This is a genomic window from Kushneria indalinina DSM 14324 (assembly GCF_003385845.1).
Lineage (GTDB): Bacteria > Pseudomonadota > Gammaproteobacteria > Pseudomonadales > Halomonadaceae > Kushneria > Kushneria indalinina.
Genome location: NZ_QRDJ01000008.1, coordinates 25508 through 43619 on the forward strand (window position 1 = coordinate 25508; position 18112 = coordinate 43619).

Below are 18112 nucleotides of genomic sequence, written 5' to 3' on the forward strand. Positions count from 1 at the left end.
GCGCTTCCAACTACAGGATACGCTATCGTGGCACGCAAGACTCCTCTTAAGCGCTACCGCAATATCGGTATCTGCGCCCACGTTGATGCCGGCAAGACAACGACGACCGAACGCGTGCTCTTCTACACGGGTCTTTCTCACAAGATCGGTGAAGTGCATGAAGGCGCCGCTGTCATGGACTGGATGGAGCAGGAGCAGGAGCGTGGTATTACCATCACCTCTGCTGCGACCACCTGTTTCTGGAGCGGCATGAACCAGCAGTTCGATGAGCATCGCATCAACATCATCGACACGCCCGGGCACGTTGACTTCACCATCGAAGTTGAGCGTTCGCTGCGCGTGCTGGACGGTGCGATCGTCGTACTGTGTGGCAGCTCCGGTGTTCAGCCTCAGACCGAAACCGTCTGGCGCCAGGCCAACCGCTATGAAGTTCCCCGCATGGTGTTCGTCAACAAGATGGACCGTGCCGGTGCCGACTACTTCATGGTGGTCGAACAGATGCGCAAGCGTCTGGGCGCCAATGCCGTACCGATCCAGATCAACTGGGGTGCGGAAGATGAATTCAAGGGCGTCATCGATCTTCTCCAGATGAAGGGCATTCTCTGGAATGAAGGCGATCGTGGCATGACCTATGACCTCGTCGACATTCCGGCCGAGCTGCAGGATACGGCTCAGGAATGGTACGAGCATATGGTCGAGTCTGCCGCTGAAGCCTCTGAAGAACTGATGGAAAAGTACCTCGAAGAAGGTGAACTTTCCGTTGAGGAAATCAAGGCCGGTCTGCGTCGTCGTACGCTGGACAACGAAATCGTCCTGGTAACCTGTGGCTCTGCGTTCAAGAACAAGGGCGTACAGGCCATGCTGGACGCGGTTATCGAGTACCTGCCGTCGCCGACCGAAGTCAAGGCCATCGAAGGTGAGCTGGATGACGCTGCGGGTACCATCGAAACCCGTGAAGCTGATGACAGCGCCCCCTTCTCGTCACTGGCCTTCAAGATCGCGACTGACCCGTTTGTCGGAACGTTGACCTTCATCCGCGTATACTCCGGAGTACTCAATTCCGGTGACCAGGTATACAACTCGGTGAAGGACAAGAAGGAGCGTGTTGGTCGTATCGTTCAGATGCACTCCAACAGCCGTCAGGAGATCAAGCAGGTCTATGCGGGCGATATCGCTGCCTGTGTCGGTCTCAAGGATGTCACGACCGGTGATACGCTCTGTGATCCGAACTCGAAGATCGTGCTGGAGCGCATGGAGTTCCCGGAACCGGTTATTTCGGTTGCCGTAGAACCCAAGTCGAAGGCAGACCAGGAAAAGATGGGTATTGCGCTGGGCAAGCTGGCTCAGGAAGATCCCTCCTTCCGCGTCAAGACCGACGAGGAAACCGGGCAGACCATCATTTCCGGTATGGGTGAACTTCACCTGGATATTCTCGTTGACCGCATGCGTCGCGAGTTCAAGGTCGAAGCCAATATCGGCAAGCCGCAGGTAGCCTATCGCGAGACGATCAAGAAGAGCGTTGAGCAGGAAGGCAAGTTCGTTCGTCAGTCGGGTGGTCGCGGCCAGTTCGGTCATGTCTACCTGCGTATCGAACCGCTGACGGACGCAGACCGTGGTGATGATCCGGAAATGACCTTCAAGTTCAATTCCGAGATCGTGGGTGGTGTGGTACCCAAGGAATATGTGCCGGCAGTCGAGAAGGGTGCCTTTGAGCAGCTGCAGAACGGTGTCATCGCCGGTTATCCGATGATCAACGTCAAGGTTGCGCTGTATGACGGTTCCTATCACGACGTCGACTCCAATGAGAATGCCTTCAAGGTTGCCTCATCGATGGCAATCAAGGAGGGCGCACGCAAGGCCGGAGCAGTTCTGCTCGAGCCGGTAATGAGTGTCGAAGTGGTAACACCCGAAGATTTCATGGGTGATGTCATGGGTGACCTTAACCGTCGGCGTGGTCTTGTTCAGGGTATGGATGACACTACTTCCGGTAAGGTTATCCGTGCCATGGTGCCACTGGGTGAGATGTTCGGTTATGCGACCGATCTGCGTTCTCAGACCCAGGGCCGCGCAAGCTACTCCATGGAGTTTGCGAAGTACGATGAGGCACCGTCCAGCATCGTCGAAGCCGTCATTAACCAGAAATGATAACCGTTAGTCGACAGAGAGGTTATAGCAGTGGCCAAGGAAAAATTTGAACGTTCCAAAACGCACGTAAACGTAGGCACCATCGGTCACGTTGACCATGGCAAGACCACGCTGACTGCGGCCCTGACACGTGTTTCCGCCGAAGTATTTGGCGGTGACTGGCGCGAGTTTGCAACCATCGACAACGCTCCTGAAGAGCGTGAGCGTGGTATCACGATCTCGACAGCACACGTTGAGTACCAGTCCGAGCTGCGTCACTACGCGCACGTTGACTGCCCGGGACACGCTGACTACGTCAAGAACATGATCACCGGTGCTGCCCAGATGGACGGCGCTATCCTGGTCTGTTCTGCAGCTGACGGCCCGATGCCGCAGACGCGCGAGCACATCCTGCTGTCTCGTCAGGTCGGTGTTCCGTTTGTCGTTGTCTTCCTGAACAAGGCTGACATGGTCGATGACGAAGAGCTGCTCGAGCTGGTCGAGATGGAAGTTCGCGAACTTCTGTCCGAGTACGACTTCCCGGGCGATGACACGCCGATCATCATCGGTTCTGCTCTGATGGCACTGGAAGGCAAGGACGACAATGGCATGGGCACCACCGCCGTTGCCAACCTCGTTCGTGCCATGGATGAGTATATCCCTGAGCCGGAGCGTGCCATCGATCAGCCGTTCCTGATGCCGATCGAGGACGTCTTCTCCATCTCGGGTCGTGGTACTGTTGTGACCGGCCGTGTCGAGCGCGGTATCGTCAAGCCGGGTGAAGAAGTCGAGATCATCGGCCTCAAGGACACCGTCAAGACGACCGTTACCGGCGTTGAGATGTTCCGTAAGCTGCTCGACGAAGGTCGTGCCGGTGAGAACGTTGGTGCCCTGCTTCGTGGTACCAAGCGTGATGACGTCGAGCGTGGTCAGGTTCTGGCCAAGCCGGGCAGCATCAAGCCGCACACCAAGTTCGAGTCCGAAGTCTACATCCTGTCCAAGGAAGAAGGTGGTCGTCACACGCCTTTCTTCAAGGGCTATCGTCCGCAGTTCTACTTCCGTACCACTGACGTCACTGGTACCTGTGAACTGCCGGAAGGCGTAGAAATGGTCATGCCGGGCGACAACGTCAAGATGGTTGTTACCCTGATCGCTCCGATCGCCATGGAAGACGGTCTGCGCTTCGCCATTCGCGAAGGCGGTCGTACCGTTGGCGCTGGTGTTGTTGCCAAGATCGTCGAGTGATTTCATTGCTCGAAATCTAAAGGGGCCTCCGTTGGGAGGCCCCTTTGTCATATGCATGTTTGACTCTGAGCGAGTGCCTGCCTATAATGCGCATCCTTTTGAGGCGTGCGTAGGCGGTCAGGCGCCCATCGGCGTCCGACATCGTCTTGAATTTCCCTGGAGTCCCGGGTAATGCAGAACCAGAAGATTCGCATTCGCTTGAAAGCCTTTGATCATCGTCTTATCGATCAGTCTGCACAGGAAATTGTGGATACTGCCAAGCGCACTGGTGCACAGGTACGCGGTCCGATTCCGCTGCCGACCAAGCGTGAACGCTACACCATCCTGATTTCACCGCATGTCAACAAGGATGCGCGTGATCAGTATGAAATTCGTACTCACAAGCGTGTGCTGGACATCGTTGAGCCGACCGAGAAAACGGTTGATGCCCTGATGAAGCTTGATCTGGCAGCTGGTGTAGACGTACAGATCAAGGTTGATTAACCCAACACTAGTCACTCATGCGGCACTTCGGGCACTGGCCCAGCCGCTCACGCCGGGATGGCGTCACACAATGTGCTAGTGGAATGCTCTGGAAAGGGCAGCCATAGCGGGTGATAGCCCCGTACACTAAAGGAGACTGAACATGTCTATCGGTTTAGTCGGTAAGAAGAGCGGTATGACCCGTATCTTCACCGAAGACGGTGCCTCCGTGCCCGTAACCGTTATTGAAGTCGAGCCTAACCGCGTCACGCGCATCAAGACCCTCGAGTCTGATGGTTATCGTGCCGTTCAGGTTACTGCAGGCTCGCGCAAGGCCAAGCACCTCACCAAGGCGATTGCCGGGCAGTATGCCAGCGCAGGTGTCGAGGCCGGTCGTTTCCTGGCGGAATTCCGCCTTGCCGAAGGCGAGGAAGATCCGCAGTCCGGAAGCGAGCTCACCGTATCCCTCTTCGAAGCAGGCCAGCTCATTGACGTCACTGGTACGTCCAAGGGCAAGGGCTTCCAGGGCGCAGTAAAGCGCTGGAATTTCCGCACGCAGGACAATACCCACGGTAACTCTCTGTCGCATCGCGCGCCGGGTTCCATCGGCCAGTGCCAGACGCCGGGTCGCGTCTTCAAGGGCAAGAAGATGGCCGGTCAGATGGGTAACGAGCGTGTCACCGTTCAGAGCCTTGAAATCGTCCGTGTTGACGCCGAACGCAATCTGCTGCTGGTCAAGGGTGCCGTACCTGGTGCTGCCGGTAGCGATGTGATCGTGCGCACCGCTGTCAAAGCTCGCTGAGGGGTAGGTAACGATGAATCTCAATCTTGCAGGTGCAGGAGCCGGAGCCGTCGAGATTTCCGACGAGACCTTTGGCAAGGAATTCAACGAGGCGCTGGTTCACCAGGTCGTGACTGCTTATCTGGCAGGCGCGCGTCAGGGAACCCGTGCACAGAAAAACCGTTCTGATGTCAGCGGTGGCGGCAAGAAGCCGTGGCGTCAGAAGGGCACCGGTCGTGCTCGTGCCGGTACCATCCGTTCGCCGATCTGGCGTACCGGTGGCGTGACCTTTGCGGCGCGTCCGCAGGATCATTCCCAGAAGGTCAATCGCAAGATGTACCGCGCTGCCATGCGCTCCATCCTTTCGGAGCTCGTGCGTCAGGAACGTCTGGTCGCCGTTGATGCCTTTACCGTGGACAGCCCCAAGACCAAGCAGCTGGTTGGTCGTCTTTCCGAGCTCGGTCTGGAAAAGGTGCTGATCGTGACTGACGAGCTGGATGAGAATCTTTATCTGGCCGCTCGCAATATCCCCAACGTGGACGTGATCGAAGCGTCGAGCGCGGATCCTGTCAGCCTGATTGCCTATGACAAGGTGCTGATGACCGTACCCGCCCTCCGCAAGTTCGAGGAGAAGCTGGCATGAATCAGGAACGCGTATTCCAGGTGCTGCTTGGGCCGCACATGACCGAGAAGGCTGCTTACGCTGCAGAGCGTAACCAGTACGTTTTCAAGGTCGCCAGTGATGCTACCAAGCCCGAAATCAAGAAAGCTGTTGAAGCGCTTTTTGAGAAAAAGGTCGACAGCGTCCAGGTCCTGAACATGAAGGGCAAGGTCAAGCGCAACGCTCGTGGCGAAGGTCATCGCAGCGGTTATCGCAAGGCCTACGTCACCCTGGCTGCGGGCGAAACGCTCGAAGACTTCACCGGCGCCGAGTGAGGCAGGAGAACGGATCATGGCAGTAGTCAAGACAAAACCAACGTCCGCCGGCCGTCGCCACAAGGTGAAGGTCGTTACCAATGGGCTGTACAAGGGGCGTCCGCATGCGGCGCTGACCGAAGCACAGTCGCGTTCGGGTGGACGTAACAACAACGGTCGTATCACTACCCGGCACGTGGGTGGTGGCAATCGCCAGCACTATCGTCTGGTAGACTTCAAGCGCAACAAGGATGGCGTGCCTGCCATCGTCGAGCGTCTTGAATACGATCCGAACCGCAGCGCACACATTGCACTGCTGAAGTATGTGGACGGTGAACGCCGTTACATCATTGCCCCCCGGGGTGTTGCAGAAGGCGATCGCCTGGAGTCGGGTGTCAACGCACCGATTCGTCAGGGTAACGCTCTGCCCCTGCGCAATGTTCCGGTTGGTTCGACAATTCACTGCATCGAGCTCAAGCCCGGCAAGGGTGCACAGCTTGTACGCAGCGCCGGTACCAGCGCTCAGCTGGTCGCACGTGAAGGTAACTATGCCACCGTGCGTTTGCGTAGCGGTGAAATGCGTCGCATCCTGGCTGAATGTCGCGCCACGCTGGGCGAAGTCGGCAACTCCGAGCACAGCCTTGGGCAGCTCGGCAAGGCCGGTGCCAAGCGTTGGAGAGGCGTGCGTCCGACTGTTCGCGGCGTCGCGATGAACCCGGTTGATCACCCGCATGGTGGTGGTGAAGGTCGTACCAGTGGTGGCCGTCATCCGGTAACCCCCTGGGGTATTCCGACCAAGGGTCACAAGACGCGCAAGAACAAGCGTACCGACAAGCTTATCGTGCGTCGTCGCAAAGCCAGATAAACGGTGCCGCAAGGCCAAACATCAGTATTTAAGGGGTAACGGCTGTGCCACGTTCACTTAAGAAAGGTCCCTTCATTGACCTTCATCTTTTGAAGAAGGTTGAGGCGGCTGTGGAAAAGAGCGACCGCAAACCGATCAAGACCTGGTCGCGTCGCTCGATGATCCTGCCCAATATGGTAGGACTCACCATTGCTGTCCATAACGGTCGCCAGCATGTACCGGTACACGTCTCTGAAGAGATGGTGGGCCACAAGCTGGGCGAATTTGCTGCCACCCGCACCTATCGCGGTCACGCGGCTGACAAGAAAGCCAAGCGGTAAGGGAGAGGACCACAATGGAAGAAGTAGCTGCTAAATTGCGCGGCGCTCGCCTGTCCGCCCAGAAGGCACGTTTGGTGGCAGATCAGGTGCGGGGCAAGCCGGTCGCAGAAGCACTGAATATCCTGGCATTTTCGCCCAAAAAGGCGGCTGTGCTGGTGAGAAAGGTACTGCAATCCGCTATCGCCAACGCGGAAGAAAATAACGGCATGGACATCGACGAGCTTCGCGTCTCGACCATCTGTGTCGATGAGGGCATGACGCTCAAGCGTATTCTGCCGCGTGCCAAGGGCCGTGCGGATCGCATCATGAAGCGTACCTGCCATATCACCGTCAAGGTAGCCGAGAAGTAGGAGTCGACCAGATGGGTCAAAAAGTCAATCCAGTCGGTATTCGCCTCGGGATCGTCAAGGACCACACTTCCGTGTGGTACGCCGAGCGCGGTGCTTATGCCGACAAGCTTAATAACGATCTCGAAGTTCGCAGTTTCCTGTCCGAGCGTCTGAAAAGCGCCTCTGTCAGCAGGATCCATATCGAACGTCCGGCCAACAACGCCCGCATTACCATTCATACTGCCCGTCCGGGTATCGTGATTGGCAAGAAGGGTGAAGATGTCGAGCGTCTGCGTCGTGATCTGACCAACCTCATGGGCGTGCCGGTGCACGTCAACATTGAGGAAGTTCGCAAGCCTGAACTCGACGCTGCGCTGGTAGCGCAGAACGTTGCCGGTCAGCTTGAACGTCGCGTCATGTTCCGTCGTGCCATGAAGCGTGCGGTACAAAACGCCATGCGTCTGGGCGCCAAGGGCATCCGGATTCAGCTCTCCGGTCGTCTTGGTGGTGCAGAAATCGCGCGTACGGAATGGTATCGCGAAGGCCGTGTTCCCCTTCACACCCTGCGTGCCGATATCGATTACTCGGTTTACGAGGCGCACACCACTTACGGTGTCATCGGTGTCAAGGTGTGGATCTTCAAGGGCGAAATTCTTGGTGGGATCGAAGAAGTCCGTGCGAAGCAGAATAATTCGCAGACTGGCGCTCCCGGCAAGAAGAAAGGTTCCAAGTAAGGGGATAGTCGATGTTACAGCCCAAGCGTACCAAATTCCGCAAGCAGCAGAAGGGCCGCAACCGCGGTCTGGCGCATCGCGGTAGTAGCGTGAGCTTCGGTGAGTACGGCCTCAAGGCGACCGGCCGCGGTCGTATCACTGCTCGTCAGATTGAAGCCGGCCGTCGTGCTATCACGCGTCATGTTAAACGTGGCGGCAAGATCTGGATCCGTGTTTTTCCGGACAAGCCGATTTCCGAAAAGCCGCTCGAAGTCCGTATGGGTAAGGGCAAGGGTTCTGTCGAATACTGGGTCGCTCAGATTCAGCCGGGCAGGGTTCTTTACGAAATTGAAGGCGTATCGGAAGAGATGGCGCGCGAAGCGTTCAGTCTCGCGGCTCAGAAGATGCCCGTTGCCACTACCTTTGTGAAACGGACGGTAATGTAATGAAAGCTCAGGAACTTCGTGACAAGTCGACCGAAGCGCTCAATGAGCAGCTGTTCGAACTGCTGCGCGAGCAATTCAACCTGCGGATGCAGAAGGCTACCGGTCAGTTGAGCCAGAACCATCTGCTCAAACAGGTTCGCCGCGACATCGCGCGCGTGAAGACTGTGCTCAACGAGAAGGTGGACTGAAATGGCCGAAGAACAGGCAAACAAAGCACGCAGGCTCACCGGACGTGTGGTGAGTGATCGGATGGAAAAATCGATCGTTGTCATGATCGAGCGTCGTGAGCGCCATCCGATCTACGGAAAGTACATGAAGCGCTCCACCAAACTGCATGCGCACGACGAAACCAATCAGGCTCACATCGGCGATCTGGTTTCCATCGAAGAGTGTCGGCCGCTTTCAAAGAAAAAGGCATGGACTCTGGTTGAAGTCGTCGAGCAGGCCAGAGGGTAAGGCAGCTGCCTAAACCCGTGCATCAGTTCAGGTTTGGAGAAAACCGATGATTCAAACGCAAACAATGCTGGATGTCGCCGACAACAGCGGAGCGCGCAGGGTCCAGTGCATCAAGGTCCTGGGCGGCTCTCACCGCCGTTACGCCCGTGTTGGTGACATCATCAAGGTAACGGTCAAGGAAGCGATTCCGCGTGGCCGTGTCAAAAAGGGCCAGGTGCTCAAGGCCGTTGTTGTACGCACACGCAGCGGGATTCGCCGTCCGGATGGTTCTCTTATCCGCTTCGATGGCAATGCGGCGGTTTTATTGAACAACGCCAACGAGCAGCCGGTAGGCACTCGTATTTTCGGGCCGGTAACCCGCGAACTTCGTACCGAGAAGTTCATGCGGATTATCTCCCTGGCGCCCGAAGTGCTGTAAGGAGCGAGGCGGAATTATGCGCAAGATCAAACGTGATGATGAAGTCGTCGTCATCGCCGGCAAGGACAAGGGCAAGCGCGGCACCGTCAAGCGGGTTCTGCAGGACGGGCGCTATGTGGTTTCTGGTGTGAACATGATCAAGCGTCACACCAAGCCCAACCCGATGGCCGGCAATCAAGGGGGTATCGTTGAGCGTGAGGCTCCGATCCACGGTTCTAACGTTGCCATCTTCAATACGGAGACCAACAGGGCGGATCGGGTCGGCTTTCAGATGAATGACGACGGTACCAAGATCCGTATCTTCAGGTCGACGCAAAAGCAGATCGACGCCTAACGCGATTCGGGTGGCAACATGGCGAACTTGAAACAGCAGTATAAAGACGAGGTGATGGCCAAGCTCACTGAGCAATTTGGCTATGCCAACGTAATGCAGGTGCCCCGGATCACCAAGGTGACCCTTAATATGGGCGTCGGTGATGCGACCAGCGACAAGAAGCTGATCGACAATGCCGTGGCTGATCTGGAAAAGCTTTCCGGCCAGAAGCCTGTCGTGACCCTGGCACGCAAGTCAGTTGCGGGCTTCAAGGTGCGCGAAGGCTGGCCGATCGGCACCAAGGTAACCCTGCGCAGTGAGCGCATGTGGGATTTCCTTGACCGTCTGGTAAACATCGCGATCCCGCGTGTTCGTGACTTCCGTGGCCTCAATGCAAAGTCATTTGATGGCCGTGGTAATTACTCGATGGGTGTGCGTGAACAGATCATCTTCCCCGAGATCGAATACGACAAGGTTGACCGTGTTCGCGGGCTGGATATCACCATCACGACGTCTGCCGGCACCGACGAAGAAGCTCGTGCACTCCTGAGTGCGCTGAACTTCCCCTTCCGGAAATAAAGGTGTAATCATGGCAAAGAAAAGCATGGTTGAGCGCGAGCGCAAGCGCGCCGAGCTGGTAGACAAGTACGCAGCCCGTCGTGCCGAGCTCAAGGCGATCGTCCATAACGTCAATAGCTCGGATGAAGAGCGCTTTGATGCGCAGCTGCAGCTGCAGAAACTGCCGCGCAACTCGAGCCCGGTACGCCAGCGCAATCGCTGCCGCGTGACCGGTCGGCCGCACGGCTATTACAACAAGTTCGGACTTGGGCGCAATAAACTGCGCGAAGCGGCCATGCGCGGCGATGTGCCCGGCCTGACCAAGTCCAGCTGGTAATCGCATCAGGAGCGTTATCGATGAGCATGCAGGATACACTCGCGGATATGCTGACTCGTATCCGTAATGCGCAGATGGCGACCAAGGAGACGGTCACCATGCCGTCGTCCAAGATCAAGGTCGAAGTCGCGCGTGTTTTGAAAGAAGAAGGTTACATTGCCGACTTCTCCGTTGAAGGCGACGTCAAGGTTGACCTGACGATTACCCTCAAGTACTTCGAAGGCAAGCCGGTTATCGAGCACATTCAGCGTGTTTCGAAGCCTTCCCTTCGCAGCTACAAGGGCAAGGACGAACTGCCGCGCGTAGCAGACGGTCTGGGTGTGGCCATCGTGTCCACGTCCAGAGGTGTCATGACCGATCGTGCGGCGCGCCAGGCAGGCGTCGGCGGTGAAGTCATCTGCACCGTATTCTAGGAGTCTATGATGTCCAGGATTGCAAAATACCCGGTTAAGCTGCCCAGCGGTGTGGAAGTCACGCTCGAGGAAGGCAGGCTGACCGTCCGGGGCGGTCAGGGGCAGCTGGAAATGAACGTTCACAACGATGTTGTGGTTGGTCATGAAAATGATCAGCTGACGTTCGAGCCCAGCGCTTCAGCCAAGAATTGGGCCATGGCCGGGACTACCCGCGCTCTGGCCAATAACATGGTCGTTGGTGTTTCCGAGGGCTTTACCCGTTCGCTGGAAATTACAGGCGTAGGGTATCGTGCTCAGGCCAACGGGCAGACACTTAACCTGACACTTGGTTTCTCTCACCCGATCGATTACAAGGTGCCTGAAGGCGTGGTTGTTGAAACGCCCAAAAACACCACAATCGTTCTCAAGAGCGCTGACAAGCAGCGTCTTGGTCAGGTGGCTGCCGAGATTCGTGCGTTCCGTCCGCCGGAGCCCTACAAGGGCAAGGGTGTTCGTTACAGCGATGAACGCATCCTTCGTAAAGAAGCCAAGAAGAAATAAGGCAGGGTTATGAACGCGAAGAAAGAAGCTCGTCTCCGTCGTGCCCGCCGCACGCGCGCCAAGATCCGCGAACTTGGTATCAATCGTCTGAGTGTCAATCGCACACCGCGTCACATGTACGCTCAGATTATTTCCGCAGACGGTGGCCAGGTACTGGTCAGCGCCTCTACGCTCGACAAGTCGATGCGTGAAGATGCGACCGGTAATGCTGATGCCGCTGCTCGCGTTGGTACACTGCTGGCCGAGCGTGCAAAGGAAGCGGGAATTACTCAAGTTGCCTTTGACCGTTCCGGGTTCAGGTACCATGGTCGGGTCAAGGCCCTCGCTGATGCCGCGCGCGAAGGCGGCCTGCAATTCTAAAGGGTTCTACGATGGCGAATAATGAACAGAGGGGCAACGGCGATCTGCAGGAAAAGCTTGTTCAGATCAACCGTGTTGCCAAAGTGGTCAAGGGCGGCCGTATTTTCGGTTTCACCGCTCTGACTGTCGTAGGTGATGGCAATGGTCGTATCGGCTTTGGCCGTGGCAAGGCACGTGAAGTGCCTGTCGCGATCCAGAAGGCGATGGATCAGGCGCATCGCAATATGATCAAGGTCGAGCTGCGCGGTCACACGCTGCAGTATCCGGTACGTGCCAACCATGGCGCTTCCAAGGTCTTCATGCAGCCTGCCTCTGAAGGTACCGGCATCATCGCAGGTGGTGCGATGCGTTCGGTGCTGGAGCTGGCAGGTGTTCATGACGTACTGGCCAAGTGCTATGGCTCGACCAATCCGGTCAACGTCGTGCGCGCAACCGTCAAGGGCCTCGCTTCCATGCGTTCTCCCGAGGACGTTGCGGCAAAGCGTGGCCTGTCCGTTGAAGCGATTACGGGGTAAGCGCCATGTCAGCCACAATCAAGGTTACTCAGGTACGCAGCACGATCGGCGTACTTGAAAAGCACAAGGCCACCATGCGCGGACTGGGTCTTCGTCGTATCAACCATACGGTTGAACTCGAAGACACTCCGGCCGTTCGTGGCATGATCAACAAGGTCAACTACCTCGTTCGCGTTGAAGGAGCTCAGTAATGACCATGAAACTGAATAGCCTGAGTCCGGCGCCGGGTTCCAAGCACGCTGAGAAGCGTGTGGGTCGCGGTATTGGTTCCGGCCTGGGCAAGACCGCTGGTCGCGGTCACAAGGGTCAGACCTCGCGCAGCGGCGGTTCCATCAAGCCGGGGTTTGAAGGCGGTCAGATGCCGCTTCAGCGTCGTCTGCCCAAGTTCGGCTTTACGTCTGCCAAGTCGTTGGTCAGTGAAGAGGTTCGCCTCAACGAACTGGCTAACGTCGAAGGTGACGTGGCAGATCTGACCAGCCTGAAAAAGGCTAACGTACTGAAGAATGCGACGCGTTTTGCAAAGGTTGTGATGTCCGGCAATCTCGATCGCGCTGTTACCGTACGTGGTCTGAAAGTCACCAAGGGTGCACGGGCTGCCATTGAAGCCGCCGGTGGCAAGGTAGAGGACTAAATGGCCAAGTCAGGAAAAGTACCGGCTAACAATCAAAGCGGTCTGGGCGAGCTCTGGGCTCGCCTGAGGTTCGTTTTTATCGCAATCGTGGTTTACCGTATCGGTGCCCACATTCCAGTCCCCGGTATCAATCCTGACCAGCTCGCTGCCTTGTTCAGAGAAAACCAGGGCACCATCCTGAGCATGTTCAATATGTTCTCGGGTGGCGCTCTGGAGCGCATGAGTATTTTTGCACTGGGCATCATGCCCTACATCTCTGCATCAATTATCATGCAGCTTCTGACCGTGGTTTCGCCGCAGCTAGAACAGCTGAAGAAGGAAGGCGAGGCCGGCCGTCGAAAGATCAGCCAGTACACTCGCTACGGCACGGTGTTACTGGCACTGATCCAGGCGATCGGCATGTCAGTAGGGCTTGTCAGTAACGGGGTCGCGTACAGCGCCGATTTCAGCTTCTACTTTACGGCAGTCACTACCTTTGTGGCAGGTGCCGTGTTCCTGATGTGGCTGGGCGAGCAGATTACCGAGAAGGGCATCGGCAACGGTATTTCGCTGATTATCTTTGCCGGTATCGTGGCCGGTTTGCCCGGTGCTCTTGGACAGTCGTTCGAACTGGCACGTAATGATGGTGCCTGGAACGTGCTGCCGCTGCTGGCACTTGGCGTACTGGGTATTGCAACAGTGGCCTTTGTGGTCTTCATCGAGCGTGGGCAGCGCCGTATTACGGTCAACTATCCACGTCGCCAGGTTGGCAACAAAATGTATGCCGGCCAGAGCAGCTATCTGCCGATGAAGGTCAATATGGCCGGCGTTATCCCGCCCATTTTTGCCTCGAGCATTCTGCTTTTCCCGGCCTCGCTGGGTCAGTGGTTCGGTCAGGGTGAGAACATGGGGTGGCTGTCGACCATTTCCCAGGCACTGGGTCCGGGTCAGCCGTTGTATATTCTGCTGTTTGCTACTGCTGTCGTTTTCTTCTGTTTCTTCTACACCGCTCTGGTTTTCAACCCGAAGGATGTAGCTGACAATCTCAAGAAATCAGGAGCATTCCTGCCCGGTATTCGCCCCGGCGAGCAGACGTCGCGTTATATCGACAAGGTCATGACGCGTCTTACACTGTTTGGCGCACTTTACATTACGCTGGTCTCGCTGATGCCCCAGTTCCTTATGGTGGCATGGCAGGTACCCTTCTACTTCGGTGGCACCTCGCTACTGATCGTGGTGGTGGTCGTCATGGATTTCATGGCGCAGGTTCAGTCTCATCTGATGTCCAGTCAGTATGAGTCCGTAATGAAGAAGTCAAACCTCAAGGGTTATGGCAGCGGCGGCGTCATGCGCTGACATTTCCCGGTAATGGCAGGCTGCCAATGGGAGCCTGCCGTTTACCTTTCAGACCGCAGGGTCTGATCATGCCGTCATACAGTTTTACTGTGATAGCGGTACCGGCAGGAAGCTCCTGCTTCATTGCCAAAGAGACAGGCTGCAACGCATACCCCTTGCCATGACTTATCAGGGGAGGTATTCTATTGCGCCTTTTACAGACGATTAACCGAGCAAGCCGCTCAAATTCGGAGAAAGCTGATGGCCCGTATTGCAGGCGTCAATATCCCGGACAACAAGCATGCGGCGATCTCGCTGACCTACATCTACGGTATTGGTCGCACCCGCGCTAAGGAAATCTGTGCGCAGGTGGGTATTGCACCCGACGTCAAGGTTGGAGATATCTCCGCCGAGAAACTCGACGAGGTGCGTACTGCAGTTGGCCAATATGCCGTGGAAGGTGACCTTCGCCGTGAGCTTACGCTGAATATCAAGCGTCTCATGGATCTGGGTTGCTACCGTGGTCTGCGCCATCGTCGCAGTCTTCCGATGCGCGGACAGCGCACGAAGACGAATGCGCGTACCCGCAAGGGCCCGCGTAAACCGATTCGCAAATAAACGCATGTCCGGCGTTTAGAATTCAGGAACATCAAACATGGCTAACCCGCGCAGTAACCGTAAAAAGGTTAAAAAGCAGGTCGTGGATGCGGTTGCCCACATCCATGCCTCTTTTAACAATACGATCGTGACGATCACAGACCGCCAGGGCAACGCTCTTTCATGGGCCACTGCCGGTGGTTCGGGTTTTCGTGGTTCTCGCAAGAGCACCCCGTTCGCTGCCCAAGTGGCAAGTGAACGTGCAGCAACTGCTGCAGCCGAGTATGGTGTGAAAAACGTCGACGTACTGGTCAAGGGCCCGGGGCCCGGCCGTGAGTCCGCCGTGCGCGCATTGAATGCCGCCGGTTTTCGCGTGCAGAGCATTACCGACGCGACACCCATCCCGCACAACGGGTGCCGCCCGCCGAAAAAGCGTCGCGTTTAAGGAGACACACTCATGGCACGTTATACTGGTCCGAAGTGCAAGCTCTCTCGTCGCGAAGGCACCGACCTCTTTTTGAAGAGTGGTGTTACGGCGTTCGAGAAGAAGTGCAAGTCAGAGACTCCCCCGGGTCAACACGGTCAGCGCCGTCAGCGTCTTTCCGAATACGGCTCGCAGCTGCGTGAAAAGCAGAAGGTCCGTCGTTATTACGGCGTACTGGAAAAGCAGTTCCGCAACTATTACAAGGAAGCCGCGCGTCAGAAGGGAGCCACGGGTGAAGTCCTGCTTCAGCTCCTCGAGACCCGCCTCGACAACGTCGTCTATCGCATGGGCTTTGGCTCGACTCGCAGCGAAGCTCGTCAGCTGGTCAGTCACAAGGCTATCGCCGTTAACGGTCGTACCGTCAACGTGGCGTCCTACAAGGTCCGTCCCGGTGATGTGGTCAGCGTTCGCGAGAAGGCCAAAAATCAGTCGCGTATCCAGCAGTCGCTCGAACTGGCTGGCAACCGTGGCGATGTAAGCTGGGTCGACGTTGACTCGAAGAAGATGGAAGGCACTTTCAAGGCTCTGCCTGAGCGCGGCGACCTGTCTGCCGACATCAACGAAAACCTGATTGTCGAGCTGTACTCCAAATAAGCATTGAGCTTTTTTGGATTAACCGTTTGGCAGCCTGATAGGTGTTCATATGCAGCGTTCAGTGACAGAGTTTCTAAGACCTCGTGATATCAAGGTCGAAGAAGTCAGCGCGAATCATGCAAAGATCGTGCTCGAACCTTTCGAGCGCGGCTTTGGTCATACTCTCGGGAACGCCCTGCGTCGTATTCTGCTGTCATCCATGCCCGGGTGTGCGATTACAGAAGCAGAAATCGAAGGCGTTCTGCATGAGTACAGCGCAATCGAAGGTGTTCAGGAAGATGTCATCGAGATCCTCCTGAATCTGAAGGGCGTGTCCATCAAGATGCATGGCCGCGATGACGTTGTATTAACGCTGAACAAGCAGGGCCCGGGCATCATGACAGCCGGCGACATCGCCGCTGATCATGACATCGAGATCGTCAATCCGGATCATGTCATTGCTCATCTCAATGATGGCTGTGAACTGAAAATGCAGCTGCGCGTTATGCGTGGCCGTGGCTACGAGCCTGCAGACGTCCGTGCCGAGCGTGATGATGAATCGCGCGCCATCGGTCGACTTCAGCTCGACGCGACGTATACACCAGTTCGCCGCGTTTCCTATGCGGTCGAAGCGGCACGTGTTGAACAGCGTACCGACCTCGACAAGCTGGTCATTGATCTGGAAACCGATGGTACCCTGGATCCCGAAGAAGCCATCCGCCGCTCTGCAACCATTCTGCAGGAGCAGCTGGCTGCCTTCGTTGATCTTGAAGCCGAGAAAGAGCAGGAAGTAGAAGAAGAGGAAGATCAGATTGATCCGATTTTGCTGCGTCCTGTCGACGATCTCGAATTGACTGTCCGAAGTGCCAACTGCCTCAAGGCCGAGAATATCTACTATATCGGTGATCTGATTCAGCGCACCGAGGTAGAGCTTCTTAAAACACCCAATCTCGGCAAGAAGTCGTTGAACGAAATCAAGGACGTTCTCGAGGCCCGGAATCTTTCACTCGGCATGCGGCTGGATAACTGGCCGCCGGCGAGCCTGAAAGATGACAAGGCCTCTGCCTGAACGGGTGACTCGCGCCCCAGATTGGTAAGGAATCTTATCCATGCGTCATCGTAAAACCGGTCGTCATCTAAGCCGTAACAGCTCGCACCGCAGTGCCATGTTTCAGAACATGTGCATTTCGCTGGTCGAGCATGAAATGATCAAAACCACGCTGCCCAAGGCCAAGGAACTGCGTCGCTACATTGAGCCGCTGATCACGCTGGCGAAGAATGATAGCGTTGCCAACCGTCGTCTGGCGTTCAGTCGTACCGGCTCCAAGGATACGGTCGGCAAGCTCTTTAATGAGCTGGGTCCGCGCTACAACGCCCGCCCGGGTGGTTATGTTCGCGTACTCAAGTGTGGCTTCAGAGCCGGCGACAATGCGCCCATGGCGTATGTCGAGCTGGTTGATCGCCCGGTAGCGGCAGAAGCCAGCGGCGAAGAATAAGCTGCGCTTCCTGCTATCGTCAGAAAAGCCGACCTTTGGGTCGGCTTTTTTTATCTCTAAACAAGGCAGACATGATCCATACTGATGATCCAATCAGCTTTTGAGTATCTGCCGTGGGATGCCATTACGTTAATGGAGAGTGTGAGAACTGCCAGCGCGACCTGCCTTTTCCTTTTACCATGGCCTTTCAGCCTATCGTGGATCTCGAAACCCGCAGTGTTTTTGCGCACGAAGCGCTGGTCCGGGGCGTCGACGGCGAGTCCGCTTGGTCAGTGCTGTCACAGGTAACGCCAGAATACCTTTACGCCTTTGATCAGGCCTGTCGTGTCCGTGCCATCGAAATGGCCAGCCAGCTTGGCATGACCTCAAGACTCTCCATCAATTTTTTGCCCAATGCGGTATATGAGCCCCGCGCCTGTATTCGTGCCACGCTGGAGACGGCGCGGCGCGTAGGCTGGCCATTCGAGGCTCTGATCTTTGAAATTACCGAAAACGAGCATGTGGTTGATCGCGACCATTTGCGTCATATCGTTGAGCAGTATCGTGAGATGGGCTTTACCGTGGCGCTGGATGATTTTGGTACAGGGCATGCCAATCTGGATCTGTTGACGACGCTCACGCCGCATCACCTGAAACTGGACCGGGTCCTGATCACCAATATTGGGCAGGATACGAGACGCCAGAAGCTGGTGCGTCATATGTGCTCAATGTCTGAAGCGCTGGGAATGGGGCTGGTCGCTGAAGGTGTCGAAACGCTCGAGGACGCGCGCTGGCTGTACCAACAGGGCATCATGCGCCATCAGGGCTATTACTATGCAAGGCCTGCCTTTGAAGCCTTGCCAGGGATTGATCCGGCCTGCGTCAGCGCCGTTATCACTGCATGAAAAGGCCGGAAGCGATAACGCTT

Annotated in this window: 30 protein-coding genes; all 30 read left to right on the forward strand. The window is 56.4% G+C overall.

Going from position 1 to position 18112, the window contains the following annotated elements; genetic code table 11:
* Positions 1–27 precede the first annotated feature (27 nt).
* A complete protein-coding gene (gene fusA, locus C8D72_RS11115; RefSeq protein WP_115854526.1) occupies positions 28–2145 on the forward strand; it encodes an elongation factor G in 2118 nt (705 codons plus the stop codon).
* A 30-nt stretch (positions 2146–2175) separates the two neighbouring features.
* Complete coding sequence (gene tuf / locus C8D72_RS11120; RefSeq protein WP_115854527.1) at positions 2176–3369, forward strand: elongation factor Tu; 1194 nt, start codon at positions 2176–2178, stop codon at positions 3367–3369.
* Positions 3370–3540: 171 nt separating this feature from the next.
* Positions 3541–3852 carry a 30S ribosomal protein S10 gene (gene rpsJ / locus C8D72_RS11125; protein ID WP_090130883.1) on the forward strand — a complete coding sequence of 104 codons (312 nt, stop codon included), beginning with the start codon at positions 3541–3543 and terminating at the stop codon, positions 3850–3852.
* Positions 3853–3994: 142 nt separating this feature from the next.
* Positions 3995–4633 carry a 50S ribosomal protein L3 gene (gene rplC, locus C8D72_RS11130; RefSeq protein ID WP_115854528.1) on the forward strand — a complete coding sequence of 213 codons (639 nt, stop codon included), beginning with the start codon at positions 3995–3997 and terminating at the stop codon, positions 4631–4633.
* A 13-nt stretch (positions 4634–4646) separates the two neighbouring features.
* A complete protein-coding gene (gene rplD, locus C8D72_RS11135) occupies positions 4647–5255 on the forward strand; it encodes a 50S ribosomal protein L4 (RefSeq protein ID WP_115854529.1) in 609 nt (202 codons plus the stop codon).
* Positions 5252–5548 (forward strand): 50S ribosomal protein L23, encoded by a 297-nt coding sequence (gene rplW, locus C8D72_RS11140; protein ID WP_086620792.1) that lies wholly within the window; start codon positions 5252–5254, stop codon positions 5546–5548. Before rplD ends, rplW begins: the two co-directional genes overlap by 4 nt.
* 16 nt (positions 5549–5564) lie before the next feature.
* Complete coding sequence (rplB, locus tag C8D72_RS11145) at positions 5565–6392, forward strand: 50S ribosomal protein L2 (RefSeq protein ID WP_115854530.1); 828 nt, start codon at positions 5565–5567, stop codon at positions 6390–6392.
* Positions 6393–6436: 44 nt separating this feature from the next.
* Positions 6437–6712 (forward strand): 30S ribosomal protein S19, encoded by a 276-nt coding sequence (rpsS, locus tag C8D72_RS11150; protein ID WP_008959165.1) that lies wholly within the window; start codon positions 6437–6439, stop codon positions 6710–6712.
* Between the two features lie 14 nt (positions 6713–6726).
* The gene (gene rplV / locus C8D72_RS11155) at positions 6727–7062 is read left to right on the forward strand and encodes a 50S ribosomal protein L22 (RefSeq protein WP_086620791.1); all 336 of its coding nucleotides are present in this window, start codon (positions 6727–6729) and stop codon (positions 7060–7062) included.
* An 11-nt stretch (positions 7063–7073) separates the two neighbouring features.
* Positions 7074–7775: a 30S ribosomal protein S3 gene (gene rpsC / locus C8D72_RS11160; RefSeq protein WP_115854531.1), complete on the forward strand. Its 702-nt coding sequence runs from the start codon at positions 7074–7076 to the stop codon at positions 7773–7775.
* A gap of 11 nt (positions 7776–7786) precedes the next feature.
* A complete protein-coding gene (gene rplP, locus C8D72_RS11165; protein WP_115854532.1) occupies positions 7787–8200 on the forward strand; it encodes a 50S ribosomal protein L16 in 414 nt (137 codons plus the stop codon).
* Positions 8200–8388 (forward strand): 50S ribosomal protein L29, encoded by a 189-nt coding sequence (rpmC, locus tag C8D72_RS11170; RefSeq protein WP_086620788.1) that lies wholly within the window; start codon positions 8200–8202, stop codon positions 8386–8388. The genes rplP and rpmC overlap by 1 nt, the downstream gene beginning before the upstream one ends.
* A gap of 1 nt (position 8389) precedes the next feature.
* Positions 8390–8656: a 30S ribosomal protein S17 gene (rpsQ, locus tag C8D72_RS11175; protein ID WP_115854533.1), complete on the forward strand. Its 267-nt coding sequence runs from the start codon at positions 8390–8392 to the stop codon at positions 8654–8656.
* Between the two features lie 46 nt (positions 8657–8702).
* The gene (rplN, locus tag C8D72_RS11180; protein WP_086620786.1) at positions 8703–9074 is read left to right on the forward strand and encodes a 50S ribosomal protein L14; all 372 of its coding nucleotides are present in this window, start codon (positions 8703–8705) and stop codon (positions 9072–9074) included.
* A 16-nt stretch (positions 9075–9090) separates the two neighbouring features.
* A complete protein-coding gene (gene rplX / locus C8D72_RS11185; RefSeq protein WP_115854534.1) occupies positions 9091–9408 on the forward strand; it encodes a 50S ribosomal protein L24 in 318 nt (105 codons plus the stop codon).
* 18 nt (positions 9409–9426) lie between these two features.
* The gene (gene rplE / locus C8D72_RS11190) at positions 9427–9966 is read left to right on the forward strand and encodes a 50S ribosomal protein L5 (protein WP_115854535.1); all 540 of its coding nucleotides are present in this window, start codon (positions 9427–9429) and stop codon (positions 9964–9966) included.
* 10 nt (positions 9967–9976) lie between these two features.
* Positions 9977–10282: a 30S ribosomal protein S14 gene (gene rpsN, locus C8D72_RS11195; protein ID WP_115854536.1), complete on the forward strand. Its 306-nt coding sequence runs from the start codon at positions 9977–9979 to the stop codon at positions 10280–10282.
* A 20-nt stretch (positions 10283–10302) separates the two neighbouring features.
* Positions 10303–10695, forward strand: a complete 393-nt coding sequence (rpsH, locus tag C8D72_RS11200) for a 30S ribosomal protein S8 (RefSeq protein WP_086620782.1) — start codon at positions 10303–10305, stop codon at positions 10693–10695.
* Between the two features lie 9 nt (positions 10696–10704).
* A complete protein-coding gene (rplF, locus tag C8D72_RS11205) occupies positions 10705–11235 on the forward strand; it encodes a 50S ribosomal protein L6 (RefSeq protein ID WP_115854537.1) in 531 nt (176 codons plus the stop codon).
* Positions 11236–11244: 9 nt separating this feature from the next.
* Positions 11245–11595, forward strand: a complete 351-nt coding sequence (gene rplR / locus C8D72_RS11210; protein ID WP_115854538.1) for a 50S ribosomal protein L18 — start codon at positions 11245–11247, stop codon at positions 11593–11595.
* 11 nt (positions 11596–11606) lie between these two features.
* Positions 11607–12110 carry a 30S ribosomal protein S5 gene (gene rpsE / locus C8D72_RS11215; protein WP_115854539.1) on the forward strand — a complete coding sequence of 168 codons (504 nt, stop codon included), beginning with the start codon at positions 11607–11609 and terminating at the stop codon, positions 12108–12110.
* 5 nt (positions 12111–12115) lie between these two features.
* Entirely contained in the window at positions 12116–12301 is a 186-nt protein-coding gene (rpmD, locus tag C8D72_RS11220; protein ID WP_115854540.1) for a 50S ribosomal protein L30, read from the forward strand.
* A gap of 5 nt (positions 12302–12306) precedes the next feature.
* Entirely contained in the window at positions 12307–12741 is a 435-nt protein-coding gene (gene rplO / locus C8D72_RS11225; protein WP_115855095.1) for a 50S ribosomal protein L15, read from the forward strand.
* Positions 12742–14076 carry a preprotein translocase subunit SecY gene (gene secY / locus C8D72_RS11230; RefSeq protein ID WP_115854541.1) on the forward strand — a complete coding sequence of 445 codons (1335 nt, stop codon included), beginning with the start codon at positions 12742–12744 and terminating at the stop codon, positions 14074–14076.
* Positions 14077–14316: 240 nt separating this feature from the next.
* Positions 14317–14673 carry a 30S ribosomal protein S13 gene (rpsM, locus tag C8D72_RS11235; protein WP_115854542.1) on the forward strand — a complete coding sequence of 119 codons (357 nt, stop codon included), beginning with the start codon at positions 14317–14319 and terminating at the stop codon, positions 14671–14673.
* 37 nt (positions 14674–14710) lie between these two features.
* Positions 14711–15097 (forward strand): 30S ribosomal protein S11, encoded by a 387-nt coding sequence (gene rpsK / locus C8D72_RS11240; protein ID WP_009723883.1) that lies wholly within the window; start codon positions 14711–14713, stop codon positions 15095–15097.
* A gap of 12 nt (positions 15098–15109) precedes the next feature.
* Complete coding sequence (gene rpsD, locus C8D72_RS11245) at positions 15110–15730, forward strand: 30S ribosomal protein S4 (protein WP_115854543.1); 621 nt, start codon at positions 15110–15112, stop codon at positions 15728–15730.
* Positions 15731–15779: 49 nt separating this feature from the next.
* Positions 15780–16778 carry a DNA-directed RNA polymerase subunit alpha gene (locus C8D72_RS11250; RefSeq protein ID WP_115854544.1) on the forward strand — a complete coding sequence of 333 codons (999 nt, stop codon included), beginning with the start codon at positions 15780–15782 and terminating at the stop codon, positions 16776–16778.
* A gap of 40 nt (positions 16779–16818) precedes the next feature.
* The gene (rplQ, locus tag C8D72_RS11255) at positions 16819–17205 is read left to right on the forward strand and encodes a 50S ribosomal protein L17 (protein ID WP_115854545.1); all 387 of its coding nucleotides are present in this window, start codon (positions 16819–16821) and stop codon (positions 17203–17205) included.
* Between the two features lie 179 nt (positions 17206–17384).
* Positions 17385–18089, forward strand: a complete 705-nt coding sequence (locus tag C8D72_RS11260; protein ID WP_115854546.1) for an EAL domain-containing protein — start codon at positions 17385–17387, stop codon at positions 18087–18089.
* Positions 18090–18112: the final 23 nt, after the last annotated feature.

Coding starts and splice junctions, on each gene's coding strand:
- rpsE (WP_115854539.1), top strand. CDS start 11,607: ATGGCGAATAATGAACAGAGGGGCAACGGCGATCTGCAGGAAAAGCTT.
- rpmD (WP_115854540.1), top strand. CDS start 12,116: ATGTCAGCCACAATCAAGGTTACTCAGGTACGCAGCACGATCGGCGTA.
- rplV (WP_086620791.1), top strand. CDS start 6,727: ATGGAAGAAGTAGCTGCTAAATTGCGCGGCGCTCGCCTGTCCGCCCAG.
- rpsD (WP_115854543.1), top strand. CDS start 15,110: ATGGCACGTTATACTGGTCCGAAGTGCAAGCTCTCTCGTCGCGAAGGC.
- rplB (WP_115854530.1), top strand. CDS start 5,565: ATGGCAGTAGTCAAGACAAAACCAACGTCCGCCGGCCGTCGCCACAAG.
- C8D72_RS11250 (WP_115854544.1), top strand. CDS start 15,780: ATGCAGCGTTCAGTGACAGAGTTTCTAAGACCTCGTGATATCAAGGTC.
- rplR (WP_115854538.1), top strand. CDS start 11,245: ATGAACGCGAAGAAAGAAGCTCGTCTCCGTCGTGCCCGCCGCACGCGC.
- secY (WP_115854541.1), top strand. CDS start 12,742: ATGGCCAAGTCAGGAAAAGTACCGGCTAACAATCAAAGCGGTCTGGGC.
- rplO (WP_115855095.1), top strand. CDS start 12,307: ATGAAACTGAATAGCCTGAGTCCGGCGCCGGGTTCCAAGCACGCTGAG.
- rpsC (WP_115854531.1), top strand. CDS start 7,074: ATGGGTCAAAAAGTCAATCCAGTCGGTATTCGCCTCGGGATCGTCAAG.
- rpsJ (WP_090130883.1), top strand. CDS start 3,541: ATGCAGAACCAGAAGATTCGCATTCGCTTGAAAGCCTTTGATCATCGT.
- rpsK (WP_009723883.1), top strand. CDS start 14,711: ATGGCTAACCCGCGCAGTAACCGTAAAAAGGTTAAAAAGCAGGTCGTG.
- rpsQ (WP_115854533.1), top strand. CDS start 8,390: ATGGCCGAAGAACAGGCAAACAAAGCACGCAGGCTCACCGGACGTGTG.
- rplE (WP_115854535.1), top strand. CDS start 9,427: ATGGCGAACTTGAAACAGCAGTATAAAGACGAGGTGATGGCCAAGCTC.
- rplD (WP_115854529.1), top strand. CDS start 4,647: ATGAATCTCAATCTTGCAGGTGCAGGAGCCGGAGCCGTCGAGATTTCC.
- rpsN (WP_115854536.1), top strand. CDS start 9,977: ATGGCAAAGAAAAGCATGGTTGAGCGCGAGCGCAAGCGCGCCGAGCTG.
- rplW (WP_086620792.1), top strand. CDS start 5,252: ATGAATCAGGAACGCGTATTCCAGGTGCTGCTTGGGCCGCACATGACC.
- rplC (WP_115854528.1), top strand. CDS start 3,995: ATGTCTATCGGTTTAGTCGGTAAGAAGAGCGGTATGACCCGTATCTTC.
- rpmC (WP_086620788.1), top strand. CDS start 8,200: ATGAAAGCTCAGGAACTTCGTGACAAGTCGACCGAAGCGCTCAATGAG.
- rpsH (WP_086620782.1), top strand. CDS start 10,303: ATGAGCATGCAGGATACACTCGCGGATATGCTGACTCGTATCCGTAAT.
- rplX (WP_115854534.1), top strand. CDS start 9,091: ATGCGCAAGATCAAACGTGATGATGAAGTCGTCGTCATCGCCGGCAAG.
- rpsM (WP_115854542.1), top strand. CDS start 14,317: ATGGCCCGTATTGCAGGCGTCAATATCCCGGACAACAAGCATGCGGCG.
- rplF (WP_115854537.1), top strand. CDS start 10,705: ATGTCCAGGATTGCAAAATACCCGGTTAAGCTGCCCAGCGGTGTGGAA.
- rplP (WP_115854532.1), top strand. CDS start 7,787: ATGTTACAGCCCAAGCGTACCAAATTCCGCAAGCAGCAGAAGGGCCGC.
- C8D72_RS11260 (WP_115854546.1), top strand. CDS start 17,385: ATGGCCTTTCAGCCTATCGTGGATCTCGAAACCCGCAGTGTTTTTGCG.
- rplQ (WP_115854545.1), top strand. CDS start 16,819: ATGCGTCATCGTAAAACCGGTCGTCATCTAAGCCGTAACAGCTCGCAC.
- rplN (WP_086620786.1), top strand. CDS start 8,703: ATGATTCAAACGCAAACAATGCTGGATGTCGCCGACAACAGCGGAGCG.